The sequence below is a fragment of the Xenorhabdus sp. PB62.4 genome, assembly GCF_014467285.1.
In the GTDB taxonomy this organism is placed as follows: domain Bacteria; phylum Pseudomonadota; class Gammaproteobacteria; order Enterobacterales; family Enterobacteriaceae; genus Xenorhabdus.
Genome location: NZ_NKHR01000002.1, coordinates 247,814 through 268,419, shown reverse-complemented (window position 1 = coordinate 268,419; position 20,606 = coordinate 247,814). Strand labels below are relative to the sequence as shown.

Below are 20,606 nucleotides of genomic sequence, written 5' to 3'. Positions count from 1 at the left end.
GATTATTTTTCCCTCAGGGCTTCTGATTGATACTCTTGAATTGGGCTGAGCAGATAATCAATCACTCGTCGCTGATCTGTCTTGATTTCAGCAACAATAGACATGCCTGCCGTGATTTCGACGGGTTTTCCATCCACCATAATATTGTTTTGCTTAAGGCTGATTTGTGCCGGAAAAACCAGACCAAGACGTTCATCGGTTGTGGAATCCCGTGAAATACTCAGTAACTCGCCTTCGATAGTACCGTAGCGGGTATAAGGGAAAGCATCGACTTTGACCGTGACGTGCTGTCCCGGACGAACGAAACCCACATCTTTGTTCAGGATCTGAATTTCAGCAAGTTGTACATGCTCATCGGGCACAATCACCATCAAACTTTGTGCTGACTGTAGAACGGCGCCAAGAGTATGGACACTCAACTGCTGGACAGTTCCCGTCACAGGAGAGCGCACAATCTCAAGTTCTTCTCGTTCATACATTTTAGAGATTTCCTGTTTCAAGCCAGCTAATTGAATTTCAGCCTGTTTTCTTTTCTCAAACCATTCCCGCTCTTTTTGCACTTTGGTGCTTTTTAAACGTTCCTCCAGGCTCTTGTATTGCGTCTGGAGAATACTGAGTTCTGATTTTTGCTGAGCGATCAGCCTTTCTGTTTCCAGAAATTCCTTTTCTTGTTCCAGATATTCCACTTTGCTGATGACCTGTTTTTGGCTCAATGTCTTTCGAGCCTGCAAACGCTGGCTGATATTTTCGCGTAGATTGCTCAATGACCGTATATCGCTATTCCGCGCTTTTTGGGAAGTGAGGTTGACTTCCATTTCCGCGTAGATGTTGGTTACGATTGAATCGAACTCCTGCTGTTCGTGATGATAATGCGTCAGGATTTTCTCCTGTTTTCCTGCGGGCTGTTGTTGGAAAGCGGGCAGGGATTTGGGATTACACTTCGTCAACAAAGCCTGATAGCGGATTTCTTCTTCAATCAGGTAGTCGCGTTGTTCGAGCAAACGGGCAATATCTTGATTCACACCAAGTGTATTGAGCGTCAGCAGTGGCGTACCTTTCTCAACGTGTTGCCCATTGGTAATATGGATGGCAATCAGGCGGCTCTGTTCATAAGCCTGAATGACCTGTGACCGGCCTGAAGCAATCAGGCGGCCGGTTGCCGTTGCCTGCACATCCAGTTTCCCCAGATAAGCCCACAGTAAGGCGGCCAACACACCAACGCTCAGGGTAATCGCCGTATAACGTGCGAACGGAGAGGGAGGGCGTTGTGACAGTGCCAGATGTGTTGGCAAAAAGTCATAGTGGGGAGCGGGAGTACGGAACCGTTTGATCCCTTTGTGCAAGATAGCCTTAAACATGGGCAGGCTCCTCCTGTTTTAGTTCTTGTTGTAACTGCCAGAGTTTTCGATAGTGCTTACCCTGTTGCAGAAGTTGTTCATGACTACCTTGTTCAGTAATTTGGCCCTGGTGTAACACAATAATCCGGTCACATTGACGCACTGTGGAGAGTCGGTGTGCGATAGTAATGACAGTTCTGCCCTGAGCTATGGATGCCATGTTGGATTGAATGATGGCTTGTGATTCGTCATCTAACGCGCTGGTGGCTTCATCAAGGATCAGGATCTTGGGATCTGACAGCAGGGTTCTGGCAATGGCTAAGCGCTGCCGTTGTCCACCCGATAAGGATTGCCCTCCTTCTGCGATTACCGTGTCATACCCCATCGGCAGCTTGAGAATAAAATCGTGTGCCCCTGCTAACTTTGCTGCTTCAATAACGGTGGATAATGGCGCATCAGGGCATGATTGGGACAAATTTTCATACACTGTTTTGTTGAACAGGAAGTTTTCTTGCAGCACGATACCGACTTGTTGCCTGATTGATTCAATATTGAAGTTTTGCAAGGGAATGCCATCCAGCGTGATTATCCCGCTTTCCGGGGTATAAAGCCGCAGCAGCAAACGCGCAAGGGTGCTTTTCCCAGAGCCGGAAGTGCCGACGACGCCGACGGTTTCGCCCGCCCGGATATCCAGTGTGAAATGATTGATGGTTGGGGAGAGATCGGGTTGGTAGCGAAAAACAATATCGGAAAATGAGATCGCGCCCTGCAATGTAACGTGTTGGTTGCCTGATTGTTGCTCTGTTGGCAGATTCAGCATATCACCCAGTTTCTCAATGGCGATACGTGAACGGATAAATTGCCCCCAGAGTTGCACCAGCTTAGATAAAGGTTGTTGGGTATGGCTCACCATCATATTGAAAGCAATCAGTTGACCAATCGTCATGTGCAGTGAAAGCACTTCTGAAGCGCCAAGCCAGATAATAACCGCGCTGGTTACCTTCTGTAACAGCATCACCAGATGACTGGAACGATTGTCCCACTGTTGTACATCATAACTGGTGCTGACCATTTTTTCGGTCTGGCTGTCCCAACGGCGGATAAAGCGAGGCTCAGCAGCCAGACTTTTCAGTGTTTCGGCACCCGCGACTGTTTCAGTCAAGAAAGAGGTATTAATGGCGGCATGAGTAAACTGTTTTTCCACCGCTTGTTCAATTTTGGGGGTAACCCACCATGCAAGTAAGGCATAACAGGGAATGGTAAGCAGAAAAATGAGCGTCAGCATACCGGACAGCAGGCTCATGACATAAATAAATACGAACATGAACAAGACATCAATACACAGTGTGAACATGGAGCCGGTTAAAAACTCCCTCACCGTTTCCAGTTCCCGCACCCGCGTTACAATCGCGCCCACCTGACGGGATTTGAAAAACAGCAAGGGCAGGCCGAACAGGTGCTTAACCAGTTTCAGCCCGAGTTTGATGTCAATCCGGTTGGCAGTGTGGGCATATTGATATTCGCGCAGCCCCCGCAGGATGACTTCAATCAACCCGGCAGTCACCAGCCCGAAAATCAGCACATCCAGCGTGGAAAATGCCTGATGGACAAGAACCTTATCCATGACAACCTGCACGACCAGCGGTGAGATAAGTGCCAGAATTTGCAAAACGAAAGAGAATAGTAGTATCTCCGTCAGGTTTTTCTTTTGCCTGACAAACTCAGGAATAAACCAACGAATATTAAACCGACTACTTTTTTGTTTTATTTTTAACCACTTACCGCTCCATAGACTGATAAATTCTGCTTTATCTAAGATCTCAGATGCTTCCTGATGAGGTCTTTGGATCAATACCCGTTGTTCATCATATTTTGCCAAAACGAAAGGTTGTCCGTCGTTTTCGAATAAAACGGCGGGTAAAGGAATGGCTTCTAACTTCTTATTTATAGAATATTTATTCTTAACTTTAATATTACATTCTTTTTGTAGTTTACTTAAAGCAGAGCTGTAATCATCATTATCGCTTAAGTTTTTATTTGATGCGGCAGGATGATTTCTATTAGATATCATTATTATTAATTTAATTAATGATATTGTTTTTTTTTCTATTTCATTCATCAAAGTAGATCTATATTTTTAATAAAAAATTAAACCCTAAAACGAGGAGATAACCTGAAAAACAATGCGGTATTTATTGTTAAAATAATTTTAATAAATCCGATTAAAGATATTATCTGTTATCAAGGGGGATATGAGTGTTGGTAATTGGGACAAAATGTAGCGGCTAAACAGACATTTTGTCGTTTATATATTGATTTTAGCAAGAAAACGGATATATTTTTGTTCAAAATAGCCTGTGAATCACTTGGTTTATCATAGTGGACTTTACTGTCATTTTGTATTTAAATCGCGTTTGAGATTTTTATATACTCATTCTTTCCAATGTTGTATAAATTATTTTTGATTAATTTGCACTACTAAGGCAGTTCAAGCAGTTGTAGTGACGCTCTTAGTAAAGAGGTTTAATTATAAATGAAACCATAATAAATATGGAATTCATTCGTGATTTAATCATTTTGTTTTAATGATATTTTAACATTAAAGCAATATTTATTTAATGGATAATGATATGTCTGAGAAATTCGTTCAAACCATTTCAAGCGTTAATTATAACAAAGGTGTGTTCTCCCTTTATTTTGTTGGTCAAGATCCTAATCGAATGGCAAATGGCATATTGGCAGAAAGTGATCAGGAATTGCAATTAAAACAAACTATTCATATGCCTGCATCTGGTTTTATGTATATGGTTTCCATGGTAAAAAACATGCTTGAAGATCCCAGAATGGAAGCTGAAATCAATAAACTGATTGCCGCAGGTTTTTTACCTATGCCAGAAATAAATGAAACTGAGACACCGGCACAAACTGATGCAGTTGTTGCAGAATCCACTGATGTTGCAGAATCCATTGAGCCTAAAAAGCGCGTAACACGCAATTCAGAAACATCAAAATAATATCAGTACATTCCTAGTCAAGTGGTTGCTCACTTATGATGATCACACATCAATCAGCAACACTGAGTACGACTGAAATACAGGCAATGATTGGTGGGGTAATGTTGCTTTGTCAACATTCCCCTTTGCACCGACGCTATTTGGTTGCTGAGTGGCAACAACGAATCTTGCCATCATTCCAGCTTAATCAGTTTTGCTATTACGAAGATGAACATAAACGCCCAGTTGCTTTTTGTAATTGGGCTTTTTTGTCTGACAGCAGTCGGGAAGCGATTCTTGCGGGAGAGCGGGAAATATCGCTGAAAGACTGGCGTTCTGGTCAGCATATCTTTTTTCCAGAAATGATTGCGCCTTTCGGACATGCCCGTGGCATTGCCCACGATCTCCGTCGTCGGGTATTTGCTGCATGGAAAGGGCAAAAAGCCTGCACAGTCAGGGGAACTCTGGATATTCAAAATGACCGCTGTATCCGCAAGGTACAGTGGTTTTCGATTTAACTTTTACTCAGAAGATCTATATATGGGAAAACCATTTTGGAGAAGTGTTGAGTTCTTCGTTACGGGGAATTACTACGGTGATGATGATGATAATGTCATCGACGCCATTGGAATTGGTGGTCAAATATATGCTTACGGCGGCGATGATCATATTAAGGTAGGGGCACTTGGTGCTACGGTTTACACAGGCTCTGGGCACGATATCGTTGAGGCAGGAGCGGCTTATCTTAAGGTCAATGACACTACGGGAAACCTGACGGTAAAAGGGGGGGCCGGCTATGCAGAAATCAATAAAAGTGCCAACGGTAGTATCAACTTTGCCGGTGTAGCGGGTGGTGTGTCGATAACACACACCGGTAATTATGGCGATATAACATACGCAGGTGGATCAGTCTATAACAGCTTGAACCGTAAGGGATTGAAAGGAAATATCAGGTTTGATGGGGCTGGCGGATACAATACACTTTGGCATGAAACCAATCAGGGCAATCTGTCCTTTAATGGCGCAGGTGCTGGCAATGTGATCGATCGGACCTGGTTTGACAAATATCAGGGCTCTCAGGGAGATGTGACCTTTAAGGGAGTGGGTGCTGCAAACGTCATCAGCTCCAGAGTCGAAACAGGTAATATTGATTTTACGGGAGGTGGAGCATATAACCATCTCTCTCGTAAGGGTAAAGTTGGCAACATAACCCTGAAAGGTGCGGGTGCTTATAACCGTATTGAACGTACACGTCAGGCAGATGACGCCTACTCTGAAACCCGGGGAGATGTCCGGTTTGAAGGTGGTGGTGGGTACAATAGCCTCTACTCCGATGTTGCACACGGTAATATCTATTTTACGGGGGCAGGCGCCTATAACGAAATTACCCGCAAGGGGGCAGCCAATGACTTCGGCAGCGAAGGGATGGAATATGCCAAGGCTGAAGAGGTTGTGCTGACAAATGCCATTATGAATGGCTCATGGATTGGGAGCGATCATCAGATCACAGGTCTTAAATCGACTCAGGAACCAAACACTTACCTGTTTGCATTTGAGGATGGGACTCACACTAAAATCAACAAAGTTCAGCTCAGAAATGATCCTGAAACTGGCAAACTGAGATACTTTTCAACGGCTTGGTATAAAGAAGGCAAGCATCTCAAAGGGCTGGAAAAACAAGATATCTCTGGTCAGGGTGGCTTTAATTCAGTCGGTGCTGACGGTGCATACACGTTATCGAATCTGACCGTTGAACAACGGAAACAGGTAACGATTTATGCGGTTGAGAAAAAACTGACCGAAAATGAATGGGTGAATTACGGCAATGGTGTCCAGATTGACGCAGCAGATATTACTTTGTCAGACGCGAAAATGGGCGGTTATGCCATTTACCGCGATGGAACTACCGTTGATGTAAAAGCCGTAAAATCCAACCGGTCGCCGAACACCTATGTTTATGCTAAGCAACTTGGTGAATACACCAAGGTCGTGGTGGTTGAGCTGAGGAACGATCCAAAAACAGGAATGCTGCAATATATCGCTCGCCCCTGGTATAAGGAAGGTAACCATACAGCAAACCTGGCGAACGAAAATATATCCCTTGCCAACGGTTACCACTATATGGGAACCGGTAGCTATTCACTGAGTGATCTTCATTACCGCGTTAACGCTGTGCGCACAACATCCGGTCGTGTGCCTGATCTACATGAATACAGTGAGCTTGATCTGTTCAAATCGACAACGGGCAGCGGTGACAGTTCTGGTGATATTCATTATGCAGGTGCGGGTGGCGGCAATATCATCAAATCCAACGTGACCCGTGGCAATGTTTACTTTTATGGTGCTGGCGGTGCTAATGTTATTGAACATAGCTCTGAGTTTGGTAATACGGAGTTTCGTGGCGCTGGTGGTGCCAATATCCTGACGAGAAAGGGTAAAGGGAATGTACAGGCTGTCATAGGCGGTGGTGTCAATGTCCTGACCCATATTGGTGATGGCAAAACTGTCGGTATTATGCTAGGCGGCGCCAATATCCTGACGAAAAAGGGTAAAGGAAATGTACAGGCCATCATGGGCGGTGGTGCCAATGTTCTGACACATGTTGGTGATGGCAAAACTACCGGTATTATGCTTGGTGGCGCCAATATCCTAACCAAGGTCGGTCATGGTGATACCACGGGCATTATGTTGGGTTTGGGCAACGTCTTGACTCATGTTGGTGATGGGCAAACGCTGGGCATCATGGGCGCGGCAGGCAACCTCTTCACCAAAGTCGGTGATGGTACAACGATTGCGGCCATGGTCGGGGTTGGTAATATTTTCACCCATGTCGGAATGGGCAATGCCTGGGCGCTGATGGGTGGTGCAGGGAATATCTTCACTAAAGTCGGCAACGGCGATGCACTGGCATTGATGCTGGCATTTGGCAATATTTACACCCACATTGGTAACGGCACCAGCGTTGCGTTGATGATCGCCAAAGGCAACATTGCAACTAAAGTGGGTAACGGTGACGCGCTTTCTGCCATGATTGGTAAAGGCAATATCTTTACTCAGATTGGTCATGGTTCCACTTTTGCGGCCATGATTGGCGGTGCAAACGTGCTGACCAAAGTGGGTGATGACCTGACAGCGGCATTAATGGCGGGTAAAGCCAACATTTATACCCATGTCGGAAAAGGAACCAGTATTGGTTTGTTTGCTGGTACGGCCAACATCATGACGAAAGTGGGTGATGGCACAACGCTGTCTGCGATGTTTGGCAAAGCCAATATTATGACCCATGTCGGTAATGGTTTGACGGGGGTACTGGCGTTAGGTAAAGCCAATATTGTAACGAAAGTCGGCAATGACTTTATGGGCGTTGTAGCGGCGGCTGAAGCCAATGTGGCGACCCATGTCGGTGATGGCACCACGGCAGCCTTGTTGGCTGGCAAAGGCAATATTCTGACCAAAGTGGGTGAAGGAACCACCGTGGGCCTGCTGATTTCCAAAATCGGCAACATTATGACGCATGTTGGTGATGGCACGACGGTCGGGTTTGCGAAAGGTGAAGCTAACATTATCACCAAAGTGGGCGATGGATTGGGCATCAATGCTGTTTGGGGCAAAGCCAATATCATGACCCATGCTGGTGACGGTGCTCGCTATAACTTTGCCAAAGGTGATGCGAACATCATTACCAAAGTGGGTGATGGTCAGGAAGTTACCGTTGTTCAGGGGGAGGCTAACATATTAACCCATGTGGGTGATGGTGATGATTATACAGGTGCCTGGGGTAAAGCTAACGTTATCACCAAAGTGGGGGATGGCCGCAATGTTGTGCTTGCCAAAGGTGATGTCAATCTTGTAACCCAAATCGGTGATGGTGACAGCTTCAACGCGTTGTGGAGCCAAGGCAATGTGGTCACCAAAGTCGGTGATGGTATGCAGGTCACGGCAGCCAAAGGCAAGGGCAACATCACGACGACAGTGGGTGACGGGTTAAGCGTGACTGCTGTTCATGGCGACCTGAACGTTAATACCAAAGTCGGTGATGGCGTTTCCGTCAATGTGGCTTGGGGTAAACTCAACGTCAATACCCGCGTGGGTGACGGCCTGAATGTTTCGGTTATGAAAGGCAAGGGTAATACCAGCATCCGTGTGGGTGATGGCTTGAATATCAATGCGTCTTATGCCCGCAACAACGTGGCGATTCAGGTAGGTAACGGTGATTTCTATAGCCTTGCCGTGGCAGAAAGCAATACCCAAAGCAATAAACTGGATGCGCTGTTTGATAATGTTAAACAAACATTGTTAGGTCATGCGGGCAGTCAGGGGATCAGCTATCTGGTCAATGGCGATGAAGCCAATACATCGGGAACCCATCAAGGGCGCGGAGCCATTAATTTGCCGGAAGTTTCTTCTCTGAATGGCTTTAAGCTGACAGAAGTTGATGAAATCACTTCTGATTTGCAGGAAAGCCTGAAAGGTTCTGTAACGGGCGTTGATACCCCGGACATGGAAAGTATCCAGAATTCACTTGGCAATGATCGACGGATCACTTCTTCCCAGCCACGCAATCTGATCGTCAATGGTGACTTTGAACAAGGTGCGACGGGTTGGAAATCCACTAATGGCATTGAAGCCAGCCACTCTGCTCAGGCATACGGCCTCAGTGTTGAAGGGCATGGTAATACTGTCAGTGAGCTTGATGTCAGCGGTAACACACATATCTATCAGGATATTCAGGATCTGGCCGCGGATGAAGAAATTACCGTTCAGTTCGATTTTGCAAGACGTGCGGGTTGCTCTGATGATAACGGGCTGGAAGTGTGGTGGAATGGTGAGGTTGTTTTTGCAGCCGCCAATGGTGATGTCAAATGGCAAAATAAGGCATTGACCTTAAAGGCCAAAGCGGGCAGCAACCGACTGGAATTTTCTGGGATCGGTTTGAATGATGGTCTGGGCTATGTTCTGGATAATGTTTCTGCCACCTCATTGTCTGATAAATCAGATAAAGTCATTGCTGAGCATATGCAGCAGGACAAAGCTTCACAAAATGCCTTGCAGGATAAAGAAAGGGCGGAAGCGGATAAACAGCGCCTGGCACAGGAAAAAGACAAACAACTGGCGGCAATTGCTGGCACACAAGCACAACTGGAAACGACGGATCTGGATGCCCTGAATGCTAATGGACAGGCGCAACGCGATGCGATCAAGGACGAAGCCCAAGCGGTAACAGATGAGTTGATGGCGAAAGCCAGAGGTCTGGAAGCGCTGGACAGTCATAACACCTATCACGGGGAATCCGGTCAACAATGGCATGATCAGTTTGCCGATGGATTGTTGGAACGCGTGCAGACCGAATTGGACAAAGCCAGCGAAACTGCGCGAAACCAATTGGATCATTCTCAAAGAGCGGCCACAGCGCGTCTGGGTGATATCAAGGATGCGGTTGCCAAATCAGAAGTCGGTGTACTCAAGGCTGAACAAAACCGCCAACATGCCAAGCAGGATGTTGAAGAAGCCCGTATTCAAGCCAAAGACAGGGAAAACGAAGCCATCCGCTATCAGCAACAAGCTGAACAAGCGGAACGTGATGGCAAGGCAGCCGCGCAGAAAGCAGAACAGCGTGGTCAGAATTATGAATCCAACTACTCTGAAAATATTGAAAAAGTAGAAAAATCCAAGAGTCACATTAATCCTGAATCGACGGTTCAGGCTGATGGCGGATTCAGCGAAGAATTGCAATATCTGGGTGAAGATCTGAACGAACTGGGCAGTCTCAGAGAAGTCTTGGCTCACTTGCCGGTCAATGCAGGTGTGCGGACTAGAAAAGCCTCTGGCGGATCTACCCTGACATCTGTGTATACCGAAACACCTGTCAGTCAACCTGTTAGCCAATCCACTGATACCGTGACCGAGTGGGTCAGGAATACGCCGAAAATTTCGGGATTGGATCTGAGTGGCCTGAAAGCACTAGGTGAAGAACATGCGTTGCAAAAAGCGGTTGATATATCTGAAACCGTCTCTGCTACGCTGGTTAATCTGGATATCAAAACCAGTGCTATTGACAGCCTGCTGAACCAAGCACTGCCATTCTATGGGTTGCGTACAGAACGCAACTTGCTGGTGCGTGAGTCCGATGATAATGAAAGCTTTGAAGTCCGTCCGTGGCCGGACAGTAACAGTGACGACTTCAAGACGATCATGGTGGAAGATCCTGATGATTCAGCTCAAGTCAAAGCCGTTGAGCGTTTTATCCTTGCTAACTATGACAATTACGACCAACTGCCTGAGGAATTGTATCTGGCGGAAGATCGTATTATTTCCCACGATCAGGGACGTACCCGTATCGTGGCTGAAAAAGTGGACGGTAGCTGGAACTATAAACCGAAAACAGACTTAATGTCTGCGGCGGAATTGCAAGACGCTGCTTATGTTAAGGGCAAAATTCGCGGTGACAGCTATAAGAATGTGTTGGATGCCCTTAAAAGCTATGAAAATCTCCTGCAAACCCGGGAAGATTATGACTTGGAAGCGGTAGAAAAACTGACCAACTTGCGTCATCAGGTTGAAGGTTATTTGTTGGGGCACCCGGATTCAGAACGTACACAAGCGTTGAAAAACTTGTTGTCGCAGATCAATGTGCGCATGGAAGAATCATTGGTGCTGGTGGAGCCGACGCTGGAAAGTGCGGGCAAAGGCAGTTTCAGCGATCTCTACAGCAAATTGAGCAACGCCAACCTGAAAGATTCCAAGCATCTTTATATTGATGAACAAGGGAATTTTGTTACCCGTGGTAAATCCAATATTCAGATTGCGATGAAAGCAGCGAGCGCAGAAACAGCGGTTGAACAGATCAAAGCTGCCGTGAGCAGAGAATATGGTCAATCAGTGGCAGAAAATGTCTTTGCAACCTTGCAATCCCGTGACTTGTCGAAAGATGGTAAGGGTATTGATGTCTCAGGCTTGAGAAAGATCCATCAGGCAATTGAACAACAATTGTCTCCGGTCAGCGCAACCTTGTTTGTCTGGAAACCGAGTGATCATAGCCGATTGGGGCATGCCGCGCTGCAAATTGGGCAGGGGCGCATACAGCTCAATGCGGAAGATGCTGGTGAATTCAATGAGAAAAACTACGTCAGTTGGTGGCCGAAAGGTGGAAAATCATCCGACATTAATCATATTTTTGATGTCGCTACCGAAGACTATCCAGACTTAAGAATACGTTGGCGTGACCTGAGCCAACCGGCTACTCGGAATGAAACGTTGGAGCAGGATGTCGCTTCTGAAGAACAAGATAAATTTGGCTTGCATGATGATGCCCACAAGCGATTGATTGAAAAGCTTCAGATAGCCAAAGGCGTTGATGCCAAATTCGCGGATATCAGCGACGAGTTTGCCACGACGGTACTGGAAAATCCTCACCTACTGCAATCCGCTGGCATACCGGAAGCTTTTTCCCGGCCGTTCATAAAACGGTTGGAAGAGGGTGGTATTGATGTGTTTGAGATGGGCAAACGCTTTGCTGAAACTCTGCGCAGGGCTGCCAAGCAATCACCTGAGCTGACAGAAAAACGCATTGCTAATGTTATCCGTCAGTTTGCTGAACGAGAACTGAACAATACTCGGGACTTCAAAACCAGCGAAGGCGATGAAGGGCGCGTATTCCGTATCAATCTGGCAGGATTGGATGCGGCGGCGATGCAGGCGGAATGGAATAAAATCAGTCAGAACCCGGATGGCCGTTATCAACTGCTGACCGATAACTGTTCGAGCATTGTTGCCAAAGTGCTTAAGGCTGGCGGCGCAGATAAAGTTATTGGCCACACATGGCGACCCAAATTTGGTGTTTGGACGCCAACAGAGCTTTTCAATTTTGCACAGGCATTGCAGGAAGCACAGGCTGAGAAAATCGTCAAAAAAACAAATCGCATTGTAGATGAAGATTTGGCGGCGTTGGGGCACTCTGATAATAAAGAGAAGATGCTGGAAAAAGTTGCCATTGATAATGACGGCACACCTCCGCGTGACAGAGATCCACTCAATCCACTGGCACGTTTCCTGAATGATGAGCTTTACGGTGAAAAAGAAGATCGCCGTAAGGTGCATAGCAGCACCCAGATAATATTAGATGCGGCAGCCACCGACGGCACGGCGGATAAAGTCACATTGCAGGGTGACGCCGGGCGTTTGACGGGTTATTACCATAATGCTGCCCAAAAGAATCAGGATGAGCAGAACACAGCCAAAAAAGTGGTGCTTTTCATTCATGGTTCCGGTTCATCGGCGGAAGAACAAGCCAGTGCCATCCAGGATAACTACAAAAAACAGGGTGTTGATATGCTGGCGGTGAACATGCGGGGTTATGGCTCCAGCGATGGTCATCCAAGCGAAAAAGGGCTGTATCAGGATGCCCGCACTATGTTCCGTTATTTGGTCAATGATCGCGGCATCAAGCCAGAAAATATCATCATTCATGGTTACTCAATGGGGGGAGCGGTTGCGGCGGATCTTGCCCGTTATGCAGAACGTAATGGACAGTCGGTTTCTGGCTTGTTGCTTGACAGACCAATGCCAAGCATGACCAAAGCGATAACTGCGCATGAAGTGCCAAATCCGGCGGGGTTAACGGGCATTCTGGCGAAAGCGGTTAATGGTCAGTTCTCGGTTGAGAAAAACCTGCAAGGGATCTCGAAACAGACACCAATTATGTTGCTGACTGATAGCGAAGGGTTGGGCGAAGCAGGGGAGAGAATGCGCGCTAAACTTATCGTGGCAGGTTATCAGATATCCGGGGAGCATACCTTCTATGGACATGAGGCCAGTGGCCGATTGATGAATCAGTATGCTGAACAGATTGTTTCAACGCTTTCTGAACCTCAGCGTGAAAATGGCAGAGTAAAAGCAGGGTTAGTGGAAAACATGATTTATACCCTCTTTGATGCGAAATCAGGCAGAAAAGAGTTGGATCAATATTCATTCCATTTCACTCAGGGAAGCTCACTGCTCAATAACCTTGACAAGCTGGTGCCAGAAATAGGCAATGTACTCCTGACTAATGGAAATCACGCTGAATCGAAAGAATTTCTGGAAGGTGTTTGCTTCGCTTTGTCCGCCCGTTACCTGATAGAAGAGCGGGTGCATGGATTGGGTGGCGGTAAAGCGTATTTGTCGTGGTTGACAGATGCGGTCAAAGCCTACAATGACAACAGCGTGAACAAAAAGAATGATATCCATTCGGTTGAAGCTTCATTGCTTAGCCAATATCGCCGCCAAAATATCGGCCCGGCAATTCAAGACCTGCTGTCAATGCAGTATAGCCAGACTCAAGATATGTCCGGTTCATTATCCATGAGGCAGAAAGCCAACCAAGCCTATGGCGGGAAATTGAAAGCCAATGGGTTAACGGGAGACAGGATTGACCGATCGCTGAGTAACGATATTGCCGGCTATGAGTCTGTGATGGAGAAACTGCGTGACGTAGACAAAACGACGTATATGTCCTTTATGTCTGAAGACCATGCTATGGCAGTCGTTGTACATAAAGGGGAAAATCAAACCATTTGGTCATTCTATGATCCTAACTTTGGTATTAAGTCATTTGATAACTATAAAGACTTCGAACGCTTTATGGACTCTTTCCATAAGGGAATAATAACGGGCTATAAATCTAAGCTTGGTTATACATATGAAGCCAGCATGGAAGACAATCAAAGTTTCTATGTTAACTACAATACATTTGAGAAGGACACCATTACCCAATATGACGGAGTCTGGCAGCAGGCGCGGGCAGGTGAGCAACAGTACGTATTGCGCGCGCTGAAAGAACAGGGTAAGGCTTTTAAATTGTCTTCAAATGTGACAGGGCGTGTCGTTGATTACCGTGATAATGCCGTGACGCTGGAAGTGACGACAAAGAAAGGTGAAAAAGTTCTGGTTGAGGTTGAAAGTAACAATTTCAAACAGGCGGCTAACCTTGTGCAGTCGAATATCGATAAAGTCATTGCTAACTCGGTAAATGGCAAATTCACTCTCAACGTTTCGACAGCGATTGACACGTCTGACGGAATGAAAAAACCGTTGGGTGACGACTCGCTAAAAAGTCATGCTCAAGTGAATAACCAAGACGTCAATTCTTGGGAAAATATTGTAGTCAAACCACAGTCTGAAGGTAGCGATAGCCGCTTTAGTGGTCAGATCATTATCCAGACTGAAAATGATCCTGTTGCAGCAAAAGCAGCGGCAAGTCTGGCAAGCAAACATCCTGATTCCAGCGTGATTGTTCAGCTTGATGCCAATGGTCAATATCGTGTGGTGTATGGTGACGTTGGACAATTACCATCTGGCAAATTACGTTGGCAGATTGTTGGGCATGGACGTGATGAAAACGATATCACACAAAAAAATACGCGCATAAGTGGTTACAGCGCAGATGAACTGGCTTTGAAACTGAAAAAGTTCAGTGCTGATTTCAAACAAGCCGGTACACCTGACCATATCAGCCTTGTTGGTTGTTCCTTGATTGGCGACGACAAACGTGAAGGTTTTGCCCGTCGCTTTATTTCGGCACTGGATAATCAGGGTATCCGTACCACCGTCTCGGCGCGCAGCAGTGACGTTGCGGTAGACCGTGTTGGTCGCAAATACACGAAAGATGCGCAAGATCAGTGGGTTCATAAACTCACGGATAATAAGATTGTGTTGGGTTGGAATGATAAAGGTGAGATCGAAAGCCATTCTGAGCGAGTCCGCCGTGGTATCTCTGAAAATGACATCGTCTTGTCTCGTGTAGGGCAAACAGATGTTGGCGCAAAAGCGCAAGGTGCTATTGCGGACAATGCAGAGATATTCCACGCACCAAAACAACGTGATGCGGTGGATAACCATTCAGCGGCGGCATCATCAAACAACCAACTGAGCTATTCCGGCAATATTCAGTTACAAGTTGGTGACGGGGAATTCACAGCCGTTAACTGGGGAACCACCAATGTGGGCATCAAAGTAGGCACGGGAGGCTTTAAGTCTCTGGCTTTTGGTGACAATAACGTCATGGTTCATATTGGCAATGGTGACAGTAAACACAGTGTTGATATTGCTGGCTATCAGGCATTGGAAGGCGCACAACTGTTTGTGGGTAACCGCAACGTCAGTTTCAATGCAGGGCGCAGTAACGATCTGATCGTCATGCTGGAAAAATCCATTCCAACCCCGCCGTTGGTTAACCCATTTGATGGCGCTTCCCGTATTTCTGGTGTATTGCAGGACATTGCCGGATCGTTTAATTCACCGGATTGGCTGGCGAAGCAAGATCAACAATGGACACTGGAAAGTGCGAAGAAATATGTCAGTGATCTGTCTGGCCTCGATTTGACCAGTAGTGTGGATTATAGCACCCTGATTGATCTCGATTCTCAAAATGAACGTAGCAGCCGTGGCCTGAAAAGTGATCTCGAAAGTACACTGAACAAGAAATACAACCAGTGGTTGGGGGATAATGGCAATACTCCTGAAATGGGTAAAACTAATCGGGCGGAGAAATTCCGTCGGGTGAATGAAAAGCTGGTTTTCAACTTTGCTGTTGGCGGGCAGGGTGCTGATATTCAAGTCACGACGGGGAACTGGAACTTTATGTTTGGTGACAATATCCAGTCAATTCTGGATACCAATCTGGGTTCACTGTTTGGCCTGATGACGCAGGAATATACTTCCACGGGCATGGCAAAAACCACATTTACTTTTAGCCCAACGGATTTGCCACGCCAGATTAAGAACAAACTGTTAGGAAATCTGGTAGGTGTCAGCGCGGATACCACGCTGGCGGATATTTTTGGCGTGGATTACACCCCGAATGGCGGCATTATCTCCCGTTCAAACCAGCCTGTTGATGGCGTTGCCATTCTGCGCGAAATGCTGGAAATCATCGGTGAATTTAGTGGTGATCAGTTGAAGGCTTTCACTGATCGGGACAAGTTACTCAACAGCCTGAAAGCCGGGTTGAAAATGGGGGCTGACGGCGTGAAATCTTTTGCTGAAAGCCACGGGCTGAAAGCGAAAGCGCCTGATGAAAATCAAGAAGGGCGTGTCACCATTGATGAAGGCGATAAATCTGCTGCGGAAACTAAAGCACCACAGACAGATCGTGCCTTTGGATTGACTTCCCTGAACCTGCCAAACCTGTTTGCAACTCTCTTCAATCAGGATAAGCGGACGGAGATGGAATCTCTGGTAGCTAATCTGAAAGAGAACCTGACTGCTGATTTGTTGAATATGCAGGATAAAACCTTCGACTTCTTACGTAAGAGTGGTCATCTGCAAGGAGATGGCGATATCCACGTTTCACTGGGTAACTACAACTTTAACTGGGGAGGGGACGGTAAAGATCTCGGCGCTTATCTGGGAGATAACAATAACTTCTGGGGCGGTCGTGGTGATGATGTCTTCTATTCTGTGGGAACCTCCAATATCTTCGCGGGTGGTGCAGGTAATAACACTGGCGTCATGATGGGAAGTGAAAACATGATGTTTGGTGGTGCAGGCAATGACGTTGCTGTATTGGCCGGACGTATCAACTACGCTTACATGGGAGCGGGGGATGATCAAGTGTTTGTCTTTGGTGAAGGTGGTATGGTTGAAGGTGGCAAAGGACGCGATTATATCGTGGCTTCCGGCAACTTTAATCGTATTGATGCCGGAGAAGATCAAGATTACGTCGTCACTATTGGTAACAACAATCGGGTAGATTTGGGTGAAGGTAACGATTTTGCAACGGTATTTGGTAACTATAACCGAATTGACGGCAATGCGGGCAACAACGCTATCAAACTGATGGGTTATCACGCGATGATCAATGGGGGTACAGGCAATGATCACCTGATTGCTGATGCGGTATCTAAGTTCAGCCAGATTAATGGCGGTGCTGGCGATGACCTGCTGGTACTGGGCGGATATCAGAATCACTTCAAAGGTGGCATGGGTGTTAATCGCTTCATGGTCAGCGGTAGTGCGATTGATAATGTGGTTGAAGATATCAAACAAGGTGACAAGATTATTTTCAACAATATCAACTGGCAAAACCTGTGGTTCCAACGTAGTGGTTACGATTTGGTTCTGCTGACGCATCGCAATGTCAGAGATACGTCGGCACAAGGGCAGTTTGAAGCAATGGGGTCTGTGACCTTCAATAACTACTTCAATGGCAACCGTGCGGATATTGTTACCCAAATGGGGGATAAAGATGCACAGGGCGAACGTGAATATACCGCCCTCTCTGCTAATGCAGTGGATTCCTTGGTGCAGGCGATGAGTGGATTTGCCCCTAATATGGGAGACAGCGGATTTTTTGATTCGCTTGATAACCAAACGAAATCCACCATCATAACCGCTTGGTCGGATACGACAAACGGGAAATCAAAACTGGTCTGATGGCTGGATAGATTTGATCGTCAGATATATTTATTAATGAAAATGGCCCACGATTGTGGGCCATTTTATTTGCGTAAACACATTATACCAAAATAGTAAGATCTGTTTTTATTCAATATGTTATAGCGCATAGGGTGTTAATTGAGATAAATAATTTCATTTTGTGATAATTTTAATTTGAAAATATCTGGCTTTGTACTAGATTTTAAGGTGTCAATAAAATTTTTCATGACATTATATACCTAAGATATTTCAGGCTTCCAAATAGGGAGTGTAAAACAATTTTTAGCAGAAAAGATAATAGAATACGGAAATTATCTCTGGCATTAAAAATGTACTGGGAAAATTGGATGTTGATGATAGTTGAAAGTAATTTGGTTTACTGATTTTTATATTAAATTTATATATGGAGAGCAAGATGATTAATGTGACACTGCTAGCTTTTTCGGGTAGAAAAAATTATGAGTGGAATTATGATTTTGACGATGAAAATAATCATCAAAATAAAGTGTTATTGGAACTCTTTCAGTCAAACAAAGAGGGAATTAACGCTGACCTTGAGAAACATTTTAGGAAACTTGGGTTTTCTGGGTTTTATGTTGAATTTAGCGGCTCTATGGTTGATGAGGCAAAACAGCTTGGATTGCCTGAACATTTTTATATCTGTGATGGGCAAGCATCAGGTTTAGCAAAGAGCCAACTGATTGGTCGAGAACTACTTAAGGGTTTTAAAGATAATAATAAACTTAGGGAGTATATAGAACTTGAAATAGCGTCTATTGATCCCAAAAAGAGTATTATTTCTGTAAATTCAATTCAACTCGAAGAAGCATACGATGAAGAAAACCATATAGAAAAAAATGAATTATTTTTACGTGACGTAGTTAATCCTATAAGTAGTAGCGTATGGTTTTTTGACCCAAATACTGGAAAGGTTAATAAGGTGGATTGGAATCATATTAATAATGATAAATCATTCTGGAATGAATATGAAAATGGTTCCAGGCTAAAAAAAACTAATTGTTATTCTTATGCTTGTAATTATGTAATTGAAGATTTTCCTCAACCCGGAGGTTCTGAAAACTTTAAAGCGTATAAGGATAACGTTATAGAGGGAGCAATTGCAGATGGATTAATTAAAATAGAAGACTATAACCCAAAATACATGGAAAAATCCCCAAGTTATGTTGTGGCGCTTTATGCAACTGATGATGATGTGAGTTATTTTGATTATCATTGGTATAAATTTGTCCAAAAAGGCACCAGAGATAACCCTTGGGAGCGAATTTGGGCACATAAACCCGGTAATTCTAAAGTAAGAGAAACAGACAATAAAGGAAGAATTATATATGATCCTTGCCATTCTGACCGTGGAATATATAAAAATTTTTGCGGTTATTTTTTAGTTAACAGGGATGTGGTAATAAAATAATAACATTGAATAAGTTTAATATAATAAATCTAATACAATATTTATAATTAAAGATATGAAATAATATTAATGGTGTAGGTTAATATTACACAGCAATAAACAGTGGGGAATTTATTATGGAAGCCACAAATGCAGAGGGGATTAGATCTTTTGATAATCCTTTCTGGAACGAAATAGAAAAAGTCGTTTCGGGTATGGTTTCGTTACTTGGAGGACTATTTGATATATTGCGTGAGATGGGTTATCCACCTAAGGATGTGATAAATCTCATAAATGAGATCATGAATTCCCTTCATGAGGCTATTAAAGACGTTTTGAGTAAGCGGCAGTAGTGATGATAGCCTGCTCAGTAAATACTTCATTAACCACTCTGGGACATTATTCTGGAGTGGTTATCTGTTTTATATTTTTTATAATCTTCCCATGTTAAAGTATAGCTATTGAAAATGATACAAGGAGTTATAAACAGATGTTGAAGATAGCCCTTGAAGCAGTGACCGCAATAAGAAAAAAAACGCAGGATGCTTTTGACGGAGCGGGGAAATTTGATTATAAACCTGATCGTTCTGTTATCACCCAAACTGATTTAATGTTAGAAACAGAACTTCGTGACATATTCACCAGACGCAGCCCGGGCGTGCCTATTTTGGGAGAAGAGTTTGGTCTGGAAGGCGCAGAAAAATTTGAATCTGGTTGGGTCATTGATCCTATTGATGGTACAAGAGCGTTTTTATATGGCATTCCATTATTCAGTACATTGATTGCTTTTGTTGAACAAGGTGAGCCAGTGGTTGGTGTGATGAGCTTCCCGGCAATTTCGACAGTGGTTTATGCTGCAAAAGGTGAAGGTTGTTGGATGAGCGTTGAAGGCAAGCCACTGCGTCAACTTAAAATTGCAGAGAATTCACCGGAAAGGGTGGAACAGGCAGTAATGACGGCCTCAGGAATACACAGTACAAGTTACAATCTTGCCGATGGCACAATCGCTTATAATTTGGATTCATTGGTAAAATCAGCGCGTGATTTTACTTTTGTCAATGATTGTTACCAACATGCAATGGTCGCCGCTGGGCGTCTGCATTGTGCCATTGATACTTTGATGAAACCGTGGGATAGCGCTGCTATCTTGCCTTGCATTAAGGAAGCGGGTGGGGATTTCTGTTCGCTGGACGGCCGTCGGGAAAAAGTGATGTTTGGTGGTAGCTTGATATCGGCATGCACGCCAAAATTGCTTGATAGCGCAGTAGCAAGAATGAATTCTTTTATCCTTAATTAAAGTCAAGGTATTTTACTTGTCTATGGAATATATTATTTAGTATTGATGTAATAAATACTGAATGCTTTTTCTTATTAAGATTAGTGGGTTAGTAATGAGTTAGATATAACTATTTTTATATTGGATCTTTCTTTTGGATAGATGTGAGAAATAAAGAT

Annotated in this window: 8 protein-coding genes; 6 read left to right on the top strand and 2 right to left on the bottom strand. The window is 44.8% G+C overall.

What is annotated here, in order from left to right:
* Positions 1-2: 2 nt before the first annotated feature.
* Entirely contained in the window at positions 3-1,358 is a 1,356-nt protein-coding gene (locus Xenpb_RS02945; protein ID WP_187653021.1) for an HlyD family type I secretion periplasmic adaptor subunit, read from the bottom strand.
* Positions 1,351-3,456 (bottom strand): peptidase domain-containing ABC transporter, encoded by a 2,106-nt coding sequence (locus Xenpb_RS02940; protein ID WP_187653020.1) that lies wholly within the window; start codon positions 3,454-3,456, stop codon positions 1,351-1,353. The genes Xenpb_RS02945 and Xenpb_RS02940 overlap by 8 nt, the downstream gene beginning before the upstream one ends.
* Before the next feature lie 511 nt (positions 3,457-3,967).
* On the opposite strand from Xenpb_RS02940, the gene Xenpb_RS02935 reads away from it, so the two are divergent.
* From Xenpb_RS02935 to Xenpb_RS02910, 6 genes are all read left to right on the top strand, one after another.
* A complete protein-coding gene (locus tag Xenpb_RS02935; RefSeq protein ID WP_187653019.1) occupies positions 3,968-4,351 on the top strand; it encodes a peptide chain release factor 1 in 384 nt (127 codons plus the stop codon).
* Positions 4,352-4,386: 35 nt separating this feature from the next.
* Entirely contained in the window at positions 4,387-4,848 is a 462-nt protein-coding gene (gene rtxC / locus Xenpb_RS02930) for an RTX toxin-activating lysine-acyltransferase RtxC (protein WP_187653018.1), read from the top strand.
* A gap of 22 nt (positions 4,849-4,870) precedes the next feature.
* A complete protein-coding gene (gene rtxA, locus Xenpb_RS19845) occupies positions 4,871-17,740 on the top strand; it encodes an MARTX multifunctional-autoprocessing repeats-in-toxin holotoxin RtxA (protein ID WP_187653017.1) in 12,870 nt (4,289 codons plus the stop codon).
* Between the two features lie 418 nt (positions 17,741-18,158).
* On the top strand, positions 18,159-19,172 hold the full coding sequence (locus tag Xenpb_RS02920) for a hypothetical protein (protein WP_187653016.1): 1,014 nt from the start codon (positions 18,159-18,161) through the stop codon (positions 19,170-19,172).
* A 116-nt stretch (positions 19,173-19,288) separates the two neighbouring features.
* Entirely contained in the window at positions 19,289-19,504 is a 216-nt protein-coding gene (locus Xenpb_RS02915) for a hypothetical protein (protein WP_187653015.1), read from the top strand.
* A 137-nt stretch (positions 19,505-19,641) separates the two neighbouring features.
* Entirely contained in the window at positions 19,642-20,448 is an 807-nt protein-coding gene (locus Xenpb_RS02910; RefSeq protein ID WP_187653014.1) for an inositol monophosphatase family protein, read from the top strand.
* The last annotated feature ends 158 nt before the right edge of the window (positions 20,449-20,606 follow it).

Coding starts and splice junctions, on each gene's coding strand:
- rtxA (WP_187653017.1), top strand. CDS start 4,871: ATGGGAAAACCATTTTGGAGAAGTGTTGAGTTCTTCGTTACGGGGAAT.
- Xenpb_RS02940 (WP_187653020.1), bottom strand. CDS start 3,456: ATGAATGAAATAGAAAAAAAAACAATATCATTAATTAAATTAATAATA.
- Xenpb_RS02915 (WP_187653015.1), top strand. CDS start 19,289: ATGGAAGCCACAAATGCAGAGGGGATTAGATCTTTTGATAATCCTTTC.
- rtxC (WP_187653018.1), top strand. CDS start 4,387: ATGATGATCACACATCAATCAGCAACACTGAGTACGACTGAAATACAG.
- Xenpb_RS02945 (WP_187653021.1), bottom strand. CDS start 1,358: ATGTTTAAGGCTATCTTGCACAAAGGGATCAAACGGTTCCGTACTCCC.
- Xenpb_RS02920 (WP_187653016.1), top strand. CDS start 18,159: ATGATTAATGTGACACTGCTAGCTTTTTCGGGTAGAAAAAATTATGAG.
- Xenpb_RS02910 (WP_187653014.1), top strand. CDS start 19,642: ATGTTGAAGATAGCCCTTGAAGCAGTGACCGCAATAAGAAAAAAAACG.
- Xenpb_RS02935 (WP_187653019.1), top strand. CDS start 3,968: ATGTCTGAGAAATTCGTTCAAACCATTTCAAGCGTTAATTATAACAAA.